The 17,570-nt window shown below is 37.5% G+C and carries 14 protein-coding genes; 4 read left to right on the top strand and 10 right to left on the bottom strand.

Annotation, left to right across the window (positions count from 1 at the left end):
- Positions 1-786 precede the first annotated feature (786 nt).
- Positions 787-1,275, top strand: a complete 489-nt coding sequence (locus tag KQP79_RS11825) for a hypothetical protein (RefSeq protein WP_061447857.1) — start codon at positions 787-789, stop codon at positions 1,273-1,275.
- 195 nt (positions 1,276-1,470) lie between these two features.
- Positions 1,471-3,180, top strand: a complete 1,710-nt coding sequence (locus tag KQP79_RS11830; RefSeq protein ID WP_004324264.1) for a DUF5597 domain-containing protein — start codon at positions 1,471-1,473, stop codon at positions 3,178-3,180.
- A 54-nt stretch (positions 3,181-3,234) separates the two neighbouring features.
- On the opposite strand, the gene KQP79_RS11835 is transcribed toward KQP79_RS11830, so the two are convergent.
- The 4 genes from KQP79_RS11835 to dapB all read right to left on the bottom strand — a co-directional run bounded on the left by KQP79_RS11835 (position 3,235) and on the right by dapB (position 7,221).
- Positions 3,235-3,870: a WbqC family protein gene (locus KQP79_RS11835; protein ID WP_004310330.1), complete on the bottom strand. Its 636-nt coding sequence runs from the start codon at positions 3,868-3,870 to the stop codon at positions 3,235-3,237.
- An 82-nt stretch (positions 3,871-3,952) separates the two neighbouring features.
- The gene (lepB, locus tag KQP79_RS11840; protein WP_004313835.1) at positions 3,953-4,894 is read right to left on the bottom strand and encodes a signal peptidase I; all 942 of its coding nucleotides are present in this window, start codon (positions 4,892-4,894) and stop codon (positions 3,953-3,955) included.
- Between the two features lie 42 nt (positions 4,895-4,936).
- A complete protein-coding gene (gene lepB, locus KQP79_RS11845) occupies positions 4,937-6,421 on the bottom strand; it encodes a signal peptidase I (RefSeq protein ID WP_004307501.1) in 1,485 nt (494 codons plus the stop codon).
- Between the two features lie 35 nt (positions 6,422-6,456).
- Entirely contained in the window at positions 6,457-7,221 is a 765-nt protein-coding gene (dapB, locus tag KQP79_RS11850) for a 4-hydroxy-tetrahydrodipicolinate reductase (RefSeq protein ID WP_004313836.1), read from the bottom strand.
- 83 nt (positions 7,222-7,304) lie between these two features.
- On the opposite strand from dapB, the gene KQP79_RS11855 reads away from it, so the two are divergent.
- Positions 7,305-8,588, top strand: a complete 1,284-nt coding sequence (locus KQP79_RS11855; RefSeq protein WP_004310333.1) for a DUF2851 family protein — start codon at positions 7,305-7,307, stop codon at positions 8,586-8,588.
- 139 nt (positions 8,589-8,727) lie between these two features.
- Positions 8,728-10,071, top strand: a complete 1,344-nt coding sequence (locus KQP79_RS11860) for an energy transducer TonB (protein WP_004310334.1) — start codon at positions 8,728-8,730, stop codon at positions 10,069-10,071.
- 170 nt (positions 10,072-10,241) lie between these two features.
- On the opposite strand, the gene KQP79_RS11865 is transcribed toward KQP79_RS11860, so the two are convergent.
- The 6 genes from KQP79_RS11865 to KQP79_RS11890 form a co-directional block, all read right to left on the bottom strand.
- Complete coding sequence (locus KQP79_RS11865; protein ID WP_225483861.1) at positions 10,242-11,597, bottom strand: O-antigen ligase family protein; 1,356 nt, start codon at positions 11,595-11,597, stop codon at positions 10,242-10,244.
- A 430-nt stretch (positions 11,598-12,027) separates the two neighbouring features.
- Positions 12,028-12,474 carry a hypothetical protein gene (locus KQP79_RS11870; protein ID WP_008641713.1) on the bottom strand — a complete coding sequence of 149 codons (447 nt, stop codon included), beginning with the start codon at positions 12,472-12,474 and terminating at the stop codon, positions 12,028-12,030.
- On the bottom strand, positions 12,471-12,929 hold the full coding sequence (locus KQP79_RS11875) for a hypothetical protein (protein ID WP_008776122.1): 459 nt from the start codon (positions 12,927-12,929) through the stop codon (positions 12,471-12,473). Before KQP79_RS11875 ends, KQP79_RS11870 begins: the two co-directional genes overlap by 4 nt.
- Before the next feature lie 4 nt (positions 12,930-12,933).
- Entirely contained in the window at positions 12,934-14,475 is a 1,542-nt protein-coding gene (locus KQP79_RS11880; RefSeq protein ID WP_008641715.1) for a hypothetical protein, read from the bottom strand.
- A 7-nt stretch (positions 14,476-14,482) separates the two neighbouring features.
- A complete protein-coding gene (locus KQP79_RS11885; RefSeq protein WP_004313841.1) occupies positions 14,483-15,535 on the bottom strand; it encodes a hypothetical protein in 1,053 nt (350 codons plus the stop codon).
- Between the two features lie 30 nt (positions 15,536-15,565).
- The gene (locus tag KQP79_RS11890; protein WP_138343090.1) at positions 15,566-17,371 is read right to left on the bottom strand and encodes a transglutaminase domain-containing protein; all 1,806 of its coding nucleotides are present in this window, start codon (positions 17,369-17,371) and stop codon (positions 15,566-15,568) included.
- Positions 17,372-17,570: the final 199 nt, after the last annotated feature.

Raw genomic sequence — 17,570 nt, forward strand, 5'->3', positions numbered from 1 at the left:
TCCTGACAGATGGGAAAAGGCTAATGACTAAAAAGGGATCATTAGCCTTTTTATTTTAATACACTATATAGAATCGCGGAGACGCTTACGGATCTATATGCCCAACAAATAGGGTGTATAGACCCTTAATCTATACGATATAAGCGTCTTTTAGTCTGGTTATTTGAAAGAAAGAGAAACAATCTTGTTAATATCTGCTAAGGAGCTATATCGATAAAAAGCTATCTAAACTTGGGGGCTTACTAGTTCTTCGTTAACAATCTTAAAGCTTATAAGAAGTCTCTCTTTCGAGTGCAAAACTAAAAGACGCTTACTTTTATTTTGTGAAGGAGGTGAAGGATGATTCTTTATTATTTTATGTACCTCTTTCACCATAAACATCTGATTTATACTCATTCAACTAAAGGTGAAACCGGTGAACCTCCTAAATGAATTTTATAGTTACAAGTAGCTTTAGAAGATTTTGTCTTTTGCTGATCGCTGTAAACTTCAATTTATATTGATTTTCTTTTCTCTTTTCTGATTTTATATTCTATCTTTGCAATGCTCTTTATCAAAATCCACAGCAGGGGAACCTGCTGTATCAATGTGGCAGGCTTTTTTATGCTTGTCCTATCATTCTATATGGCGGTTTCGTACCCCCATGTAGGATGTTAATGCACCTACTGCCTGTTGTGGATGGTGAAGAGCAATGGGACAGGCGGAACCGCTTCTTTTATTTCTTAAAACTACCCTTCTGTATCGCCCCATTGAACTTAATTTATTCACCATTTAATTAAAATTCTTATGGAAGAAGTTTTAAGCAACCAGCAGGCTCGTCCGGGGGACGCGACGCAACTCATGCACGTTATCTTTTCATCCGATGATGAAATGATGTCTTTTTATCTGACTCTCAATCGTTTTATGAATCCTGAAAGCTATCTAGTGGAACGAACAGATCGAAAGAGACTGGAGGATTTAGCTAGTACGCTTTGTAGTAATGTGGCAGCCTTTGAAGCCATCCGTAATTATAAGTCGATAAGTGTGAAAGAGGTGATTAGAGGATTCGGGGCGCACATGATGAATACGCTAATCTCCAATACCAATCGTTTCCAAAGTGCCGATGCCGTGGGAACGTTAATGAATTGCATACTGAATACCACTAAAAACAGTTGGCAGTTTAAGAAAATGGATCGGAATAATGATATACATCTTCAAAATGTACGCTATTTGTTGAGTCGGCTGGATGCGGCAGAATCTAATGAAGAGAAGAACTGTGAAGAAGTAGCGATATAAACAGTTTTCTCTAAAAATTACTTAGGAAACGCAAATAGAGGGTATAAGAATCGGAGATAATGTATAGATAAAGGCAAATGTAACGTAACATAAAGCATCTGTAACCTGCCCGATAGAAAAGGAACACAAGACGTTGTGCTCCTTTTTTATATTGTTGTAACTTTGCTTTCAGATAATATGATAAAGCTGATTGTTATGAGAAACACACTTTTTGGGATTCTATTCCTTTTTATTTTGCCTCTTCAGGCACATCAGAAACTTCCGTATTTGCAGAAACAGGGAAGTACCACACAACTTATGGTAGATGGAAAGCCATTCTTGGTGATTGGCGGTGAATTGGGAAATTCTTCAGCTTCCTCTATTGAAGATATTGAACGTATATTCCCGAAATTGCAACGTATGGGGCTGAATACGGTACTGGTTCCTGCATATTGGGATTTAACAGAACCACAGGAAGGTAAATTTGATTTTACTCTGACGGATAAAGTGATTCAACAGGCTCGCGCGAATGATTTGAAGGTGGTTTTCCTTTGGTTCGGTGCGTGGAAAAACTCAATGAGTTGCTACGCTCCGATCTGGTTTAAGGAAGATTATAAGAAATACCCGCGTGCCTATACGAAAGCAGGGAAGCCCCTCGAAATAGCCAGTTCCTTTTCGGAGAATGTGTTTCAGGCGGATAGCCGTGCTTTTTCCCAATGGATGAAACACATTGCTTCTGTGGATAAGGAAGAGGGAACGGTTATCATGATTCAGATAGAAAACGAAATCGGAATGTTGGAAGATGCCCGCGATTATTCCAAAGAAGCGGATAAACTGTTTTATGCACCAGTTCCGTCTCTTTTCATCGACTATTTGCAAAAGAACAAGAGATCTCTGCATCCCGAAATGTTGGCAAAATGGGAGAGCCAGGGATTCAAGAAGAAAGGTACGTGGCAGGAAGTGTTTGGTGCAGACGTGTATACGGATGAAATTTTTATGGCCTGGTCGTATGCGCAGTATGTAGAACGAATGGCAAAGTTAGCACGTTCTATCTATAATATTCCGTTGTATGTCAATGCAGCAATGAACAGTAGGGGGCGGAAACCGGGAGAATATCCGTCGGCAGGACCATTGGCTCATTTAATAGATGTATGGCATTATGCAGCACCCAACATTGATTTTCTGGCTCCGGATTTATATGATAAAGGTTTCGTTGATTGGGTGGCAAAGTATAAACTGCACAATAATCCTCTCTTTATACCTGAAATTCGGTTGGAAGACAATGATGGAGTACGTGCTTTCTATGTGTTTGGTGAGCATGATGCGATTGGCTTTTGTCCTTTCTCTATTGAAAGCGGTTCGGATAGAGCAGATGCACCTTTGGTACAGAGCTATATTAAATTGAAAGAACTGATGCCTTTATTGACAAAATATCAGGGTAAAGGAGTGATGAACGGTCTTTTGTTTGATGAAGAGAATAAAGAACGAATACTTTCATACGATGATTTGGAGATTACCTGCCGTCATTACTTCACTCTGCCATGGGACCCACGTGCCCGGGATGGCACTGTATGGCCTGAAGGGGGAGGTGTTTTGCTGCGTCTGGCTCCAGATGAGTATATCGTTGCCGGCAGTGGCTTGGTACTTGAATTTAAGAAACAGGGGGAAAATAAAATGAAAAGTTCACCGGCATTGGGCGAGGATGGTTTTGCCAGTGTGGGCGGAAAGGCATCAAAAACGGAAAATAGCTGGCAAGGTGGTATGAGAGCCGGTATCGGTTCTGTAGATGAAGTTAATGTGAACGAAGATGGTTCACTGAAATATATCCGGCGCCTGAATGGCGATCAGGACCATCAGGGAAGGCATGTACGTATTCCTGTCGGAGAATTCAGTATTTTACACGTCAAACTGTACGAGTATAAATAATGTGACGACATGGTGCACCTTTGTTGGCTACATACGTATAGAAGAGTGGAGTCATTACTTGCCTAGTACCAACAGACTTTCCGGTCCCATATTGAACAACAGGTCTATGATACTCAAATTAGGAAGAAAACCCAGTTTGGGCTCGAAAACCTGATAGTAAGGTTGCGGAATAAACTCTGTATCCACTTCTCGGAAATCCTTTTTGGGATGAATGACTTCCCGAAAATCGAATTCTCCGGGAGCAAACTCCATCTTATATTCGCTAGTACGCTCCATAGTGGGGTGAATATCTATCAATTCACAGACCATCCGGCATAGTTCTTCGTTGAAATCGATTAAAAACTCGTATTTCTTTTCGTAGAAGGGACGGAAGTCGTCCTTGTAATATTCAAAGAAAGGAGTACTGTTGTAGGCTGATTCGATGGCGTTCCAGTGCAGATGTCTCCAGTTGCCGTGGTCGGAGATGCGGATATCTTTCATCGGACACTTCAATGTGTCGGGTTTTACGGTTGGGATAGAAAGAGCTAATTCGCCGGATGGGCCGGCAATGGTGCACCGGTTACGATAGGTTTGTTTGATATAGTGGTCGTGTTGCTCTACAAACACTTTGTCATAAGCCAGAAGTTTGGTATAATATTCGACGGGAGCGAGATAAGCTGAAGATAAATAAGCTATTTTCATTTCTTTCATTTTAATACGTTTAGGGGGCTCTATAATAAGGATATTAATTAAGGATATTATTAAGGAGTTATTTCTTTTATGTTCCGGAAGATTATTTCACCGTTCTGAAGAAACGGTTCCATCGGTATCCGTCAAACAAGCCTGTCTCTTTTTCTTTGGAGAACCAAATGATGGAGGCTTTCCCGATGATATGGTCTTGCGGGACAAACCCGAAGAGCCGTGAGTCGGAAAAGTTGACGGTATTGTTAGATCCCATCCAATAGTAATCTTTAGTGAAATAACAGTGTTGTGTAGGTTTGCCGTCTACGTAGAGAGTGTCGTTCTTTATTTCTGCCTGTTTGCCTTCGTGCATCACGAGGGTATTCCGCAGTAAGGTTATGTTCCAGGGATAGACCCGGATAAATTTCCCTTTTCCGGGAACAATCAGCGGATTCGGTTCGGCATCTTCCCTGTTTGACAAAGGTTGGACAAAACTCTCTTTCCCATTCATTGCCTGTTCCAACAAATAATATTCGTAACGGCTGAAACTACGCACATGAGTACTGTCATTACTTCCCATCAATCCGTCGTTGGTGATGGAAAGAGTATGCATGAGTGAGGTAATCAGATTTTCTTTTGACGCGGGGTACGAATAAAGCCTTTTCTTATCCGGATTGAATTGTGCCTCTGGAGAAATAACGGAGAAAAGAGAATCGACCAATAATGTATCTCCCGGAACTCCGAGGCAACGGCTGATATAGATTTCCCGGCGGTCGATGATAGGTTCCCGGATTCCAGCCGGATTATTGAACACTACAATATCTTGTTGCCGTACAGGACTTTCACACCAACGATGATAAGAAAAGAGCGACATGAAAGGAACTCGCAATCCGTAACTCCATTTGTTCACTAAGATACGTTCACCCTGGAAAATGGAGTTTTCCATACCGGTGGAAGGGATAAGGCAGGACGTAAAAGCAAATCCCCGGAGCAGAAGCACTACGACTACTGCTCCGGCAAATGCTAGTATCCATTTGAATTTACGAATGTTCATCAATATTTATCACCTTATCACTCTATTCTATCCGTACACTTATCAGTCTACCCACTTGAAGAGGCGGTTCCAGCGAATCTTACCGTCAAACCATCCACGGTCTTTGTCAAGCGACAGCCATACGACAATCGGCTTGCCCACTACGTGATCTTCGGGTACAAAACCCCAATAACGGGAGTCGGCAGAGTTGTGACGGTTGTCACCCATCATCCAGTAATAATCCATTTTGAAGGTATATTCATTGGTCTTTTCACCGTTGATGTAGATACCGTCCGGTTTCACTTCCAGCTTGTTGCCTTCGTAGGCTACGATGCAACGCTCATAGATAGGCAGGTTGTCTTCTGTGAGGGTAATGGTAGCTCCTTTGGCAGGAATCCAGATCGGACCGTAATTGTTGCGGTTCCATTTGGTATAAAGGTTCAGCGGATACATCTGTCCGGCGTATTCTTCCGGTTCCATTACTATTTTGCTGATTAGCTTTTTATTGCCAAGGAGAGTGTCATACATCTTTTTAGTCAATGGAAGATGATATACCGGATTCAGTTTGCCTTGCGCATTCCGGTTGTCCAGTCCCATATCCAATAATCCGCCTTCCCAGCCAGAGTCTTCTATCAGCATGGTGTCATCCTTGCTGATGCCTAATTCGCGGAGCATATCTTCCGGAATGTACGGGCCGGTAGTCTGTACGAAGTAGTTGAATTGCAGGTTTTCGGGGTTCTCAATCGCCTTACCGTCAATCATCACCTGTCCGTCTACAATTTGCAATGTATCACCGGGCAAGCCGACACAACGTTTCACATAATTCTCGCGACGGTCTACCGGACGCCACAGTACTTCACCGTAAGTACGCGGATTGTTTAGAATCTGTTTACGTCCGGCGTCATAGTAGAGGTCATAGATTGCACGTTGCTGTGAACGTGTCAGGCTATCCATTTCAATCTGTTTGGAGTAGATGCGTTGTCCTTCACCATAAGCCAGCGTATAGAAGTCCGTTGTCTGTTGGTAGTTCACTGCCACCGTATCTCCTGCCGGGAAGTTGAAAACCACAATGTCATTCAGCTTCACTTTGCCGAAGCCCGGTACCCGTTTGTATTTCCATTGTGGCCACTCGATATACGATTTAGTATTGAAGACAGGCAGCGTATGTTGTGCCAACGGCATAGAAAGGGGAGTGTTCGGTACGCGGGGACCGTAGCTCATCTTGCTTACATACAGGAAATCGCCTACCAGCAATGATTTTTCCAGCGAAGAGGAAGGAATCTGGTAATTCTGGAAGATGTAGATATTGACGAAGTAGACGGCAACCAACGCAAATACGATGGCATCCACCCAACTCATCACACTGCGGACAGCCGGATTCTTCGACTTCTTCCAAAAAGACCAAGGTATTTTCTTTGTGATATAAATATCGAAAATGAAAGGAACAACAATCAATCCCCACCAACTCCGTACCCAGAGGAGGAAGACGAGGTAAAGTAGAATAGCAATGGCACATTTGATCCATTGTGCGCGTGTGGCTTGTCTCATAATGTTATATTTGTTTAGAACTAGCTTCTGAAATCTTAGTCGTTCAAGAATGGGAATAAATCACTCATGCCCAAAAAACCTTCGTGTGTGGCAGTATATTCGGCTGCCAGTACGGCTCCCAATACAAATCCACCACGACTTTTGGCATCATGCGTGATAGTTATGCTGTCTACATCAGATTCATAGCGAATGGTATGAAGGCCGAACACTTCTCCTTCGCGGATAGAGGCGATAGGAAGTTCATTAGGGGCGCAATCGTTGGTTCCGCTAATGGTTCCGTCCGGTGCAAGGAAAGTGCCTTTCACCCATTTGTCCTTACGGTCCAGCTTTTCCAGAATACCTTCCGCCAATGTAATGGCTGTTCCGCTGGGAGCATCCAGTTTGTGGATATGATGTGTCTCGCTCATGGTGACATCATAAGCAGGGAACTGATTCATGATTTTAGCCAGATACTTGTTGACAGCAGAGAAAATGCTGACTCCCAGACTGAAGTTGGACGACCAGAACAGTGTTTTGCCTCCTTCAGTGCAGAGCTTTTTGATTTCTTCGCCATGCTCGGCCATCCATCCGGTACTGCCCGATACCAGTTTCACATCGGCTTTGAATGCTTTCATATAATTGCTGTAAGCTACCATCGGATTGGTAAACTCAATGGCCACATCGGCCGATTTGAATGCTTCCGATTCGAAGTCATCCTGATTATTGATGTCAATGATGCAGACGATTTCATGTCCGCGACTACGGGCAACCTTTTCTATCTCTTTGCCCATCTTTCCGTAACCGATCAGTGCTATTTTCATTGTTTTCTGACTTATATTCAAAATAATAGTCGCAAAGATAAGATTTTTATTACATTTGCAGCGCACATTAACGTCTTGTTAACATGGAACATCTTCTCCACTACGTGTGGAAGCATAAATTATTTCCCCTGAAAGTACTGCAAACCACCAACGGCTTACCGGTAGAAGTGATTGACTCCGGTCTGCAAAATCCCAACGCCGGTCCCGACTTTTTTAACGCGAAACTAAAGATTGATGGTGCCTTATGGGTAGGGAATATAGAAATACATACACATTCTTCCGACTGGTTTCGCCACGGACATCATTCTGACAAAGCATACGACTCTGTGATTCTCCATGTAGTGAGTGAAGCAGATACGGAAATAACCCGTACCAACGGTGAACAGATACCGCAACTATTACTTACCTGTCCGGACAATGTGCAATTACATTACCACGAACTTTGTGTAGCCGATCAGTATCCGGCTTGCCATCCCATCCTTGCCTCTCTTCCCAAACTTACCATTCATTCTTGGCTGACCGCTTTGCAAACGGAACGTTTGGAGCAGAAAGCGCAATTAATCACACAGCGTCTCAAACATTGTAACAGTAATTGGGAAGATGCATTCTTTATCACCCTTGCCCGTAATTTCGGTTTTGGCTTGAACGGAGATGCTTTTGAAACGTGGGCGGGACTGTTGCCGTTTCGTGCGATGGATAAGCACCGGAATGATTTGTTTCAGATAGAGGCTTTTTTCTATGGTTTGGCGGGATTGTTGGAAGAAACGTTTCTGAAAAAGGAACAGGAAGACGAGTATAGTCTCCGTCTTTGTAAGGAGTTCCGTTATTTGCAGCGGAAGTTTGAAATCAGGCAGGGGATGGACGCTACGTTATGGCGTTTTCTACGGCTTCGTCCGGAAAACTTTCCGCATATTCGCTTGGCGCAATTAGCTTATCTCTATCAGAAAGGGGATAAGTTGTTTTCACGTTTGTTGGAAGCGGAAACTCTGGTGGATGTGAGAAACTTACTGGATGCCCGTACGTCTCCCTATTGGGAAAATCATTATTTATTCGGGCGACCATCTTCACAAAAGGAGAAGACGATGGGAGAGCGTTCCAAGGATTTGATTATCATTAATACAGTGGTTCCTTTTCTTTATACATACGGTCTGCATAAGGCAGATGAACGAATGTGTGAACGTGCCGGACGTTTTCTGGAAGAATTGAAGGCGGAGAGTAATCATATTATCCGCTCGTGGAGCGATGCCGGGCTTCCGGTTGTCAGTGCGGCGGATAGTCAGGCATTGATACAGTTGCAAAAAGAGTACTGTGATAAGCGAAAGTGTCTGTACTGTCGCTTCGGTTATGAATATTTGAGGAAAAAGTAGCTTCGAAAAAAAGGCTTTGGTCGATGAAATATGTATAATTTTACCACGTTAGTGTATTTTTCTATGTATACGTTTTTTTATTTTATCACTATCTTTACATTGTGCAATAAACAAAACATCTTATAGAAAGAACAATATTATGAATAAAATTATTAGCCTTTTCATTGCTGTATTTTTTAATGTATATACTTCTGCTCAGATAAATGCAGGAAGTACCAAAGAATCTTTAATGACTCTTGACGAGATGCCATCATGGATTTTAAGTAATATTCAATTTCCTCAAGAAGCGTACAAATATGGAATAGCTGGCATTGAACAAGTTTGTATTAGTGCATCTTGGGATGGAAAAGTTTTCATAACAAGCATACTGAATACATTAAATCCTGCTTTTGAGAAAGAAATTATGGATGTCATAAGTAAAGCTCCTCGATGTCGATATAATGGAAGTCAACCTAAAGATATATATAAATATATGCTAATTGATTTTCATCAATATATTCCTGAAGATAAACGGGAACAAATACAACAAGTAACTATGCATATTCCACCGCGTTTATCGAATATTCCTACGAGTCCTTTTAATAGCAGGGACAAGTTTGTTCAATGGATACACAACAATATTCAAATACCATCAACACTGAAATGTTATTCAGATACATTACTTTTTCAGTATACAATAACTAAAAAAGGAAAGGTAAATAATATATCTATATTACAGTGTAAGAATGATATTGTAAAATGTGCGATAGAGGATTTATTAAAAAAATCTCCTAAATGGGAACCGGCCATTGCTGATAGAACAACTCCAATTGATGTTACTATATGTGATAAGATTATTATAAAAACCGATAATGATGGAATGCTTTTGCCATTAATAGTGTATCGTGATGATGTTTTTTGTAATACAAGAAGCAAACCAACTGATCCGGATATGATCGTTTTTAATCCAGAAATAAAGGCAAAATACAATGAAGAGGGTAATTTCTTGAAAAATATTATGTGTGATGTTATAGTTGATAAAAAAATGGTTCTGAATGGCTCGTTTGTTATAGAAAAGGATGGTACGACTAGTCATATAGAAATTTCAAACAGTCCGGACGCGGAAACTGATAGTATTGTAACAGAAGCTATCGCTCGAACAAAATGGATCGCTGCGATGCAAGGAGAAAGCGCAGTACGAACGATTTATTCATTTGGGGTAAATAAGCAACCGCGAAAACAAAATCAATCCAGTAAGTATTCTTATTATGATATTTTCGGTAAATATTTTATAGCCCTCCAAGCTAATCCGATGCGTACGTCATATAGATTCATTCAGGGGGATGGAACGATACAGAACTATCCATTTAATAATCAAGGACTGTTTGACTATAAGGCTTATTACCAAGGAATGTTATATTACTACAAAAATATGGCCGGAAAGAATAGTAATATTTCAAGAGATTATTTTGATAAACTCTATAAAATGTATGCGGGATATTAAAAGAAAAGATTTGTGCAAAAAGACAATTTCAAGGAAAAAAATTTAGTTCCCAATATTAGATATTGCGGTCTCTATCAAGGAAGCCAAAGTCTGCTTATAGACTTTCTTCAGTAATCTAATGGGTTACAGATGGCAGATGTGTGATAGCTGACTTGTACTGTGGTAGATACTTATTGTGTTTTCTTTATATTCTTTTCTTTATGAAGAAACTCTAAAATTTCAGCTTCCATTCGTAAAGCTTTTGTTCCTTTTTTCTTTATCGGTTGTTTTAAAAGATAATTTCCCATGTCGATGGCTGCATTTATATTTCCTTTGTCTATATAAAGCTGGAATAATTTGTACGAAGGAGTGATATGATGTGGAATCATGGCAGCAGCCGTTTGATAGCATGCTTCAGCTTGAGCGTAATCTCTTTTTTGTTTCCAAAAATCTCCCATCTTGATATATAGTTCACTATTAGGAGCAATTCGGGCAGCTGTTTGTAATATTTGTGGTTTTGTATTTAAAGGATAATCTTCCAAACTACTTTTTGAGTAGATGTACATTAACTGTGGATTATAACAAAATAATGGGTATAATGTGGATAGTTGAGAATGGGCTTCTTCGGATATTTTATTTTTATCCACTATCCTGATAATTGTGGTAAAAGTTTTATGGTAAATATGATAGGACCAGATTGATATACATATAATAGAGATGGAGGCTATACTTCTAACGATGTATTTTGCTAAAATAGATATTGTAAACACTTTTATGGTTTTGCTTTTCATCATTCCTATTATGCTGATGAATAATATTTCTAATGGAAAAACCTGGCCAGGATAAGAAAAAAAAGAGAAGACTAGGAAAGTGGTTAAGGCGGATTTCAGACAATGGTCAGTATTATTCTTTTCTTTATAACTAAATAATGCATAAAACAACCATGAAACAACAACTAATCCAACTATTCCCTGTTCTGCTGTTATATATAAAAATTCGTTGTATGTATAAAAAATGTTGTCAGCTAATAATGTGTATGGAGAATTTGTAGCTTGTAAGAAATATTCAGCTTGGTAAAGCATGTAATTAGCTTGCCATCCTCCGGTCCCAATACCGAATAGAGGATAATCTTCTATCATCTTTATTGTGTTATACCATATTAGCAATCGGCCATCTGCCGAATCTCTTCTTATAAAGTAGATTGATATGATAAAAACGGTGATGATAAGCAGAAAACCTGATTTCAAAAGAGTTGGTTTGACTTTGATTGTATGTTTTCTTTTTAACCATTGCCATAGGAATATCATGCTTCCTACCAATGCAGCTGTCCACCCGGCGCGTGAACCAGATAATAGTAAACCATATAAAATAAAACAGGCTATCATGCAAAATGATAATGTTAATATACGATGCTTGTTTTGTATGTTTTCATAAATGAAAAAAATAGATACTATCCAGCATACTGCTAATAATCCGCCTAATGGTCCTGGATTTCCAAACGTTCCTGTGATTCCGAAATCATGATGATTGCTCTCTAAATAATTCACTTTTTGAAGTGTTGAAATGATTACTTCGGTAATTCCCCAAATACAGACTATGTATAATAGGCAATAGCACTGTCGTTTTGGCATAATGCGTATACACGTATATATAAGGCATAATACAGTCACTCGCCAAATTGATGAGTAGTCAATAGGTACAGCTCTATTTAAGAACAGTAATATGCAAATTGATATAAGTAATATATCTTGTATTCTGATGTTTTCAATAGAATAGCTTTTCATACTGTTTATAAGGTACATTTAATTTAAGTGGAAATATATTTATATATGATTTATCCTAAAGATGAGCAATGTGTAATCTAAATTTTCCAGCACTCTTGGTTTTGTTTTACACAAAGAATGCTGGAAAATAATAATTTTCATAATCGATCGGCACTAATTTTTACAGAACTGTACCGTATAATAATAAAACTTCTTAATCTATATATAAATTCTTCTCATATCTTTTAGAAGTTAGTTTTCCTGTTTTTTCATCATTAGAATATGTTGAAAGAAACAAATGTGCCCTTACTACATTATTGGCTGGGATAGAATCCAAAGGATAGGAGAGTTCTATTCTTCCTTTTGGAGATAAACTCTTGTGTAATATCCATTTCCCGCTTTCAAGAGTAAATAGACAAATCGTCAAATCCGCGCTTTTCCCATTAGAAGATTCTGTTAAAACAATATAGCTTCCACTAAATTCACTTAACCGCCCTTGATTCATAACTAAAATTTCTTTGTCTGTATTATTAGTAAGTATAAGGGTTAAAGAATTATTCGGTTTATCATAAGAAAATTCAATTTTTACTTCTTGGGCGGTACAAAAAATAGAAATGCCCAAAAGTACAATACCTATAAATAAATGTTTACTTGTTATCATTTAATTTGTTTTATGGGTAAATCATTTTTATATCTTTTGCTAACTAATTTTCCTGTCTTCCTATCTCTAAAATATGTGGAGAGGAATAATCTAGCTCTTGTAACATTATTTGCAGGGATAGCTTCAAATGAATAAAAAAGTTCTAGTCTTTCGTTAGGGTTTATTGTTTTAGAACGGATCCACTGTCCATCTTCATAGTCATATAACGAGATGATTAGATCACTCTGTCCATTATCATGTTTTTCAGTTAAAATAATGCAGCTTCCAGATGATTCATTCAATAGGCTTTGATTCAATACTATTATTTCTTTATCCGTATTATTGAAAAGTTTTAGAATCAAAGCATTGTCTTGTCTATTATAAGCAAAAGTAATTTCTAAATCCTGTGTTTGTCCCTTGCTAGGAATTGACATACACAATAATATACTTATAAAAAAAGATTTAATTGTATTCATAATTTTATTTATTTGATGATTGTTCTGTAGCAATTATTAGAAGTTGTTCATAAGTCCATTCTAACCAAGTTCTTTCATTCTCATAATAATGTGATACCTCTGGAAAGTTTTCGCGTTCTGCTTTATGCGTCTCTAATTCATTTTTATAATATTCTATTGTTCCATAGCGATCAATGATTAATTCTTGCTTAAAATCAGCTTCTCTTGTTTCGGGAGTCATTATATATTTGCCATACATTATATCTAATCTTTCATTCAATATCTTTTCAATATATGGTGGAGGATTTAGGACAATTGTTTTTTCGAGAATAGTCATTTCAAGTTTTCCATAATGCTTATGGTCAATATGGTACATCTCATGCCATATTGTGGCTATTCTATCTATTTCTGTTAAATTATCTGAGCTAAAAAATAATTGACATAGTTGAAGAACTCCATCCTTGCTTGTACGTGCAGTTGAACGACAATAGTTTTGTTTTTCAATTGTGTATTTCGTTCGATCAATATTCTTAAGCTTTTCTAGTTGGATTAAAAGGCTATTTACTGCTTTTTTTTCAGCTGTAGATAAAGGAATAGATTTTTCATCAGAATTCTGGTCACCATTATTATTTTCTGTCACAGTATCATCTTCCGTACTCGTCGATTCCGGTTCTGTCGGTTCGGGGTCTATTGTTCCACTATCGGGAGGTGCTATGATTTCCCATTCATCGTTTCCGCCACTTGTTTCATTATTATTTGATTCTGGAGTAATTATGACTTCTTCAAGTGTCTCACCAATATAAGTGTAATCATCTTCATTACCATAATCATAATCGTAGTTATAGTCATCTTCTCCACGCGTTAAGACCATCTTTTTCTTTTGAATATATACAGTAGATGCTAATGCGCGAGCCTGCTCATACTTATCTGATAAATTAGTTTTCCCTGAAGCATTTAATAGAAATACCCCTCTCGTTTTTACTCCGTTCTTAAAAGTACTTATACGAGCTGTAACTTGTGAATATACACAGGAATATAATGCTACTCCTGTAAAACCACCCTTGTCTGCACAATTTATAAAGTTGTTACAAGTTTGTGCACCATTTCTACTATCATATAATTTGGAGGGTATCAAAGTTAAGATGTATTGATCCATTCTATTGCTCTTTACATCTTTTACTATCACTAGTTTCTGATATACATTGACTTTTCCTGCAGAAGGCTTGCCATTTCTTTCATCTACATAAATTGCTTTAAAGTGATAAGTCGGAGTTATAGGAATATCATAGCAAGCGAGTCCGTTGTTGGTAGAACTGACTGCTGCATCCCAGTTAGGTACGAAATCACCGGGGGAAACTGTTTTATTCCTTTTGTTATCCAATGAACGACTTAATGTTAAATTAGCATGAGCTTGAGTTTGAAAAAAGTTTTTAGCTTCTTGCAAACTAAAATCTTTCATGTCAGTCTGTAAACCTGATTCTAGCAAATCTTCATCTTTGCAATTTACTATACTAATGACAATTGCAATTACACATAAAACAGTATAAATATAAGTTGATTTTTTCATAAAATAATCATTTTAATCCTTTTCTTTTCATTTTTCTTTCAAAATCGTATTTCCACCAACCATACCATTTTTTATAATTATCAACCTTGAATAAAGGATTTACTGTCTTACAGAAGGTTTCACCTAATTGGGAGAGTTGGTCGTATTTATCGCTATCAGACAGTTTTTTCTGATTGAGAATCTTATATTCTTCAATTGCATACTTATTATAAGCTGTCTTGAATTTGTTTATTTGCTCCTGATTTAGCCCATATCTTGATTTCAAAGTATGATCTAATGCTGCATTATTTACTTTTTTCCACTTTACAGAAACAGACGGAACAGTCTTTGCTATTTTTTTTGCCATCTCATCATCAATAGCCATCAGTTCCACTTCCCTTTCGGCATTTTTTTTATTGCTATTGAGTATGTTTGCACGTTTTTGTTTATACGTATCTTCTATTTTTGCTATGGTAAAGGCATCTTTGTATGTAACTCCATATTTGTCCATATTGTCAAGTGCTCTGAAGAACAGTCTCTTATATTCGATATACCAAGTCCCATTTTCAGTTCCTAATATTTGTTTTATTTTAATATTTAGCTCGGATACCATAGTATCACTATTTTCATATTTTTCCCATGCTTCTCCAGTATCTTTATGCATTTTATCTCGTTCTTTGACCCATTCCGATTCGGCCTTATACAAAGCACGCATTTTTTCATATGGAATAAATTTGTTTTCACTTAGTATTTGGTAACGTTCCATTTCTTGGGTACAAGAGCTCCATTTTTTATGTTTTCCTCCAGAAAATGCTTGGCTGATTATTGTACCATATTTTTTATAAAGCTTTTTTTGTTCCGCTTTAAATTGAGTAGAGCTAATTTTCCGATTCTTTAGCTGGTCATTCTCTTTCTGTAAGGAGAATAGAATTTGTTCGTATTCATCTGCCTTTTGACTATTGATTTTATACGTTCTCATCATATATTCCTTGCGTTTACCGATGTTTACGCCCGGAATAATTTGTGAAAAGCCCACACTTCCTATTAAAAGTAAGGACAAAAACAAAGTAATTTTTTTCATAATTTTATTATTTAATAGTTAGAAATAATTTTACCACCATATCTGTTTCCCATTTTCATAAGTGAATGGACGTTCTTCACGGCCTTTAGTCAAATTGCGCAACCATAACAGAGCTTTTTGAGGTACGTTATCATAAACGACACTATCACCTATTGGTCGTTTCCGGCCTAAACTTATCCATTGATCCTGCCAATAAAACAGTTCATAAGTGTCTGTTGAAACTATTGCATTATCGTCATTACGTGGAGCAAATCCAATTTTTGAAATCTTCACAGGTTTATATAAATCCACACCAACCCATAAGTCTATGCCACCACTCACTTGATAATAGGTAAGTGGTTGTCCATCGAAAATATTAAGCATAGTACTGTCTTCGTATATAGCATCACAAGCTATAGGGTGGAATGGTAGAAGCTTTTCATCAGATTGATATAAACAAAATTCTGCGATACTAAAGGTCCCTTTTGGTTTTCTATAACGTATGTAACGATAGGCTTTCTCTGCAGATATTTCTATCTTTTGCATTTTGCTTTCCGGAGTTTTTGTTATTTTATAAAGTTCCGTTGCATCAGAAAAGTCTGCTTTATTTGCCCCTTCAAAAACTCCCATAATCATCAATTTTGAGAAATCAACAATTCGCATATTCAAAGGGAATTTGCGTTTACATACTACTCTTTCAAGATGTTTAGTGTCTGGTTTTATTTCCCTTACTGAATCCTCCGATACTATTATTGGGCTGCCTATTGGACTGGCCTCTTCATTTACCCAGTGAGTTGGGAGATAAACTATGCCATCACCTAAATCAATAGCTTCCTTATTACGATCAACATTGTATATATTTCCAGTCCCAATGTGATGGAATGTTTGAGAAGAGGAAAAAGCAACAGGTACCCATCTTTTTGGGGAAAATACAGATAAAAAATTTTCTTTTTCTTTATTTATATTAGTCGAGACTGTAACATCACAAGAGCCGATGTTGTGCAATTTTGTAACATCCAGTAGGTCATTGTGACGAAATAATTCGGGAATATTGTCGATGTGTTTGGCTAAATCTTGTATTGAATACATCTTACGATATATTTTAGGAGTTTTACGTGATAGGTAATAATCTCCGTTTGCTTGTTTGTCTGTGTTTTGTAATGGATATATTTTATTGTCTGGTAATATAATTGAAACAAAAGAATGTCCATTGTTATTGCTTCCCCAATAAGGTACAAATTCAAATGCGGCAGGAATTCCTACTGACCGTAAGGCCATAGTAACTAATGCTGTTCTATCATCACATTTACCATATCCTGTCTTTATTATTGATGAATATGATTTTAATGTATCTTTGTAAAATTCGGGAGATAGCTCTATTTTAATTTGAGCATTTATATTCTGTGCTGTTTGAATAATATCGTTGGTACATTGTTTCTCAAATTTTCTACTACAGTCCCATTTCCAATAATATTGTAATGATTCATCAGCGACTCTGTATGGTAAGATGTATTCGCAGAACTGTTCGAATGTATAATTTTTCAAATAAGGACTCTTTTCTTTTAAAAAGAATGAATGCTCTAGTGATTTTATGAGAGAGTCAGCTTTTACTATATCAATATCATATATTTTCTGTTCTTTGCCATTGATGGAATATTTGTTAGGCATATTTTCTATCAGAAAGCAAGCAGCTTTATATTTATCTTTGTCCTTATTTGTTTTATAATGTTCTAAAAAGCGAGTAAGTTCCTTTTTATTTGTTTGAGAATTGTTTGCTATTTCCCATGCTAGTTTTTCACTGGATGAAGTACAACTGAGTAACAAGAGAAGTAAAAATACGGTGTAAATTGTTTTCATAGTATTATAATGTTAAAGTGTATTCTTTGTTTGTATGTTGTTACAAAGGTGAGGAGAAATAAGTATTTAGGTATGAGTAAATGGTACATTAGTAGGATGAAAACGTACATTATTTGACCGTAGACGAATGGAATCGGATATTTCTTTAAAATCTTTTATTTAGAACGTAATAACGAAGTTTCTTTTGTGCCTTGATTTG

Origin of the sequence: Bacteroides sp. DH3716P (genome assembly GCF_025914115.1) — a bacterium.
Taxonomy (GTDB): domain Bacteria; phylum Bacteroidota; class Bacteroidia; order Bacteroidales; family Bacteroidaceae; genus Bacteroides; species Bacteroides ovatus.

What these genes read in the sequence shown, in the direction of transcription:
- KQP79_RS11860 (WP_004310334.1), top strand. Translation starts at nt 8,728, where the DNA reads ATGAATAAAATTATTAGCCTTTTCATTGCTGTATTTTTTAATGTATAT.
- lepB (WP_004307501.1), bottom strand. Translation starts at nt 6,421, where the DNA reads ATGAGACAAGCCACACGCGCACAATGGATCAAATGTGCCATTGCTATT.
- KQP79_RS11825 (WP_061447857.1), top strand. Translation starts at nt 787, where the DNA reads ATGGAAGAAGTTTTAAGCAACCAGCAGGCTCGTCCGGGGGACGCGACG.
- KQP79_RS11885 (WP_004313841.1), bottom strand. Translation starts at nt 15,535, where the DNA reads ATGAAAAAAATTACTTTGTTTTTGTCCTTACTTTTAATAGGAAGTGTG.
- dapB (WP_004313836.1), bottom strand. Translation starts at nt 7,221, where the DNA reads ATGAAAATAGCACTGATCGGTTACGGAAAGATGGGCAAAGAGATAGAA.
- lepB (WP_004313835.1), bottom strand. Translation starts at nt 4,894, where the DNA reads ATGAACATTCGTAAATTCAAATGGATACTAGCATTTGCCGGAGCAGTA.
- KQP79_RS11880 (WP_008641715.1), bottom strand. Translation starts at nt 14,475, where the DNA reads ATGAAAAAATCAACTTATATTTATACTGTTTTATGTGTAATTGCAATT.
- KQP79_RS11890 (WP_138343090.1), bottom strand. Translation starts at nt 17,371, where the DNA reads ATGAAAACAATTTACACCGTATTTTTACTTCTCTTGTTACTCAGTTGT.
- KQP79_RS11835 (WP_004310330.1), bottom strand. Translation starts at nt 3,870, where the DNA reads ATGAAAGAAATGAAAATAGCTTATTTATCTTCAGCTTATCTCGCTCCC.
- KQP79_RS11855 (WP_004310333.1), top strand. Translation starts at nt 7,305, where the DNA reads ATGGAACATCTTCTCCACTACGTGTGGAAGCATAAATTATTTCCCCTG.
- KQP79_RS11830 (WP_004324264.1), top strand. Translation starts at nt 1,471, where the DNA reads ATGAGAAACACACTTTTTGGGATTCTATTCCTTTTTATTTTGCCTCTT.
- KQP79_RS11875 (WP_008776122.1), bottom strand. Translation starts at nt 12,929, where the DNA reads ATGAATACAATTAAATCTTTTTTTATAAGTATATTATTGTGTATGTCA.
- KQP79_RS11870 (WP_008641713.1), bottom strand. Translation starts at nt 12,474, where the DNA reads ATGATAACAAGTAAACATTTATTTATAGGTATTGTACTTTTGGGCATT.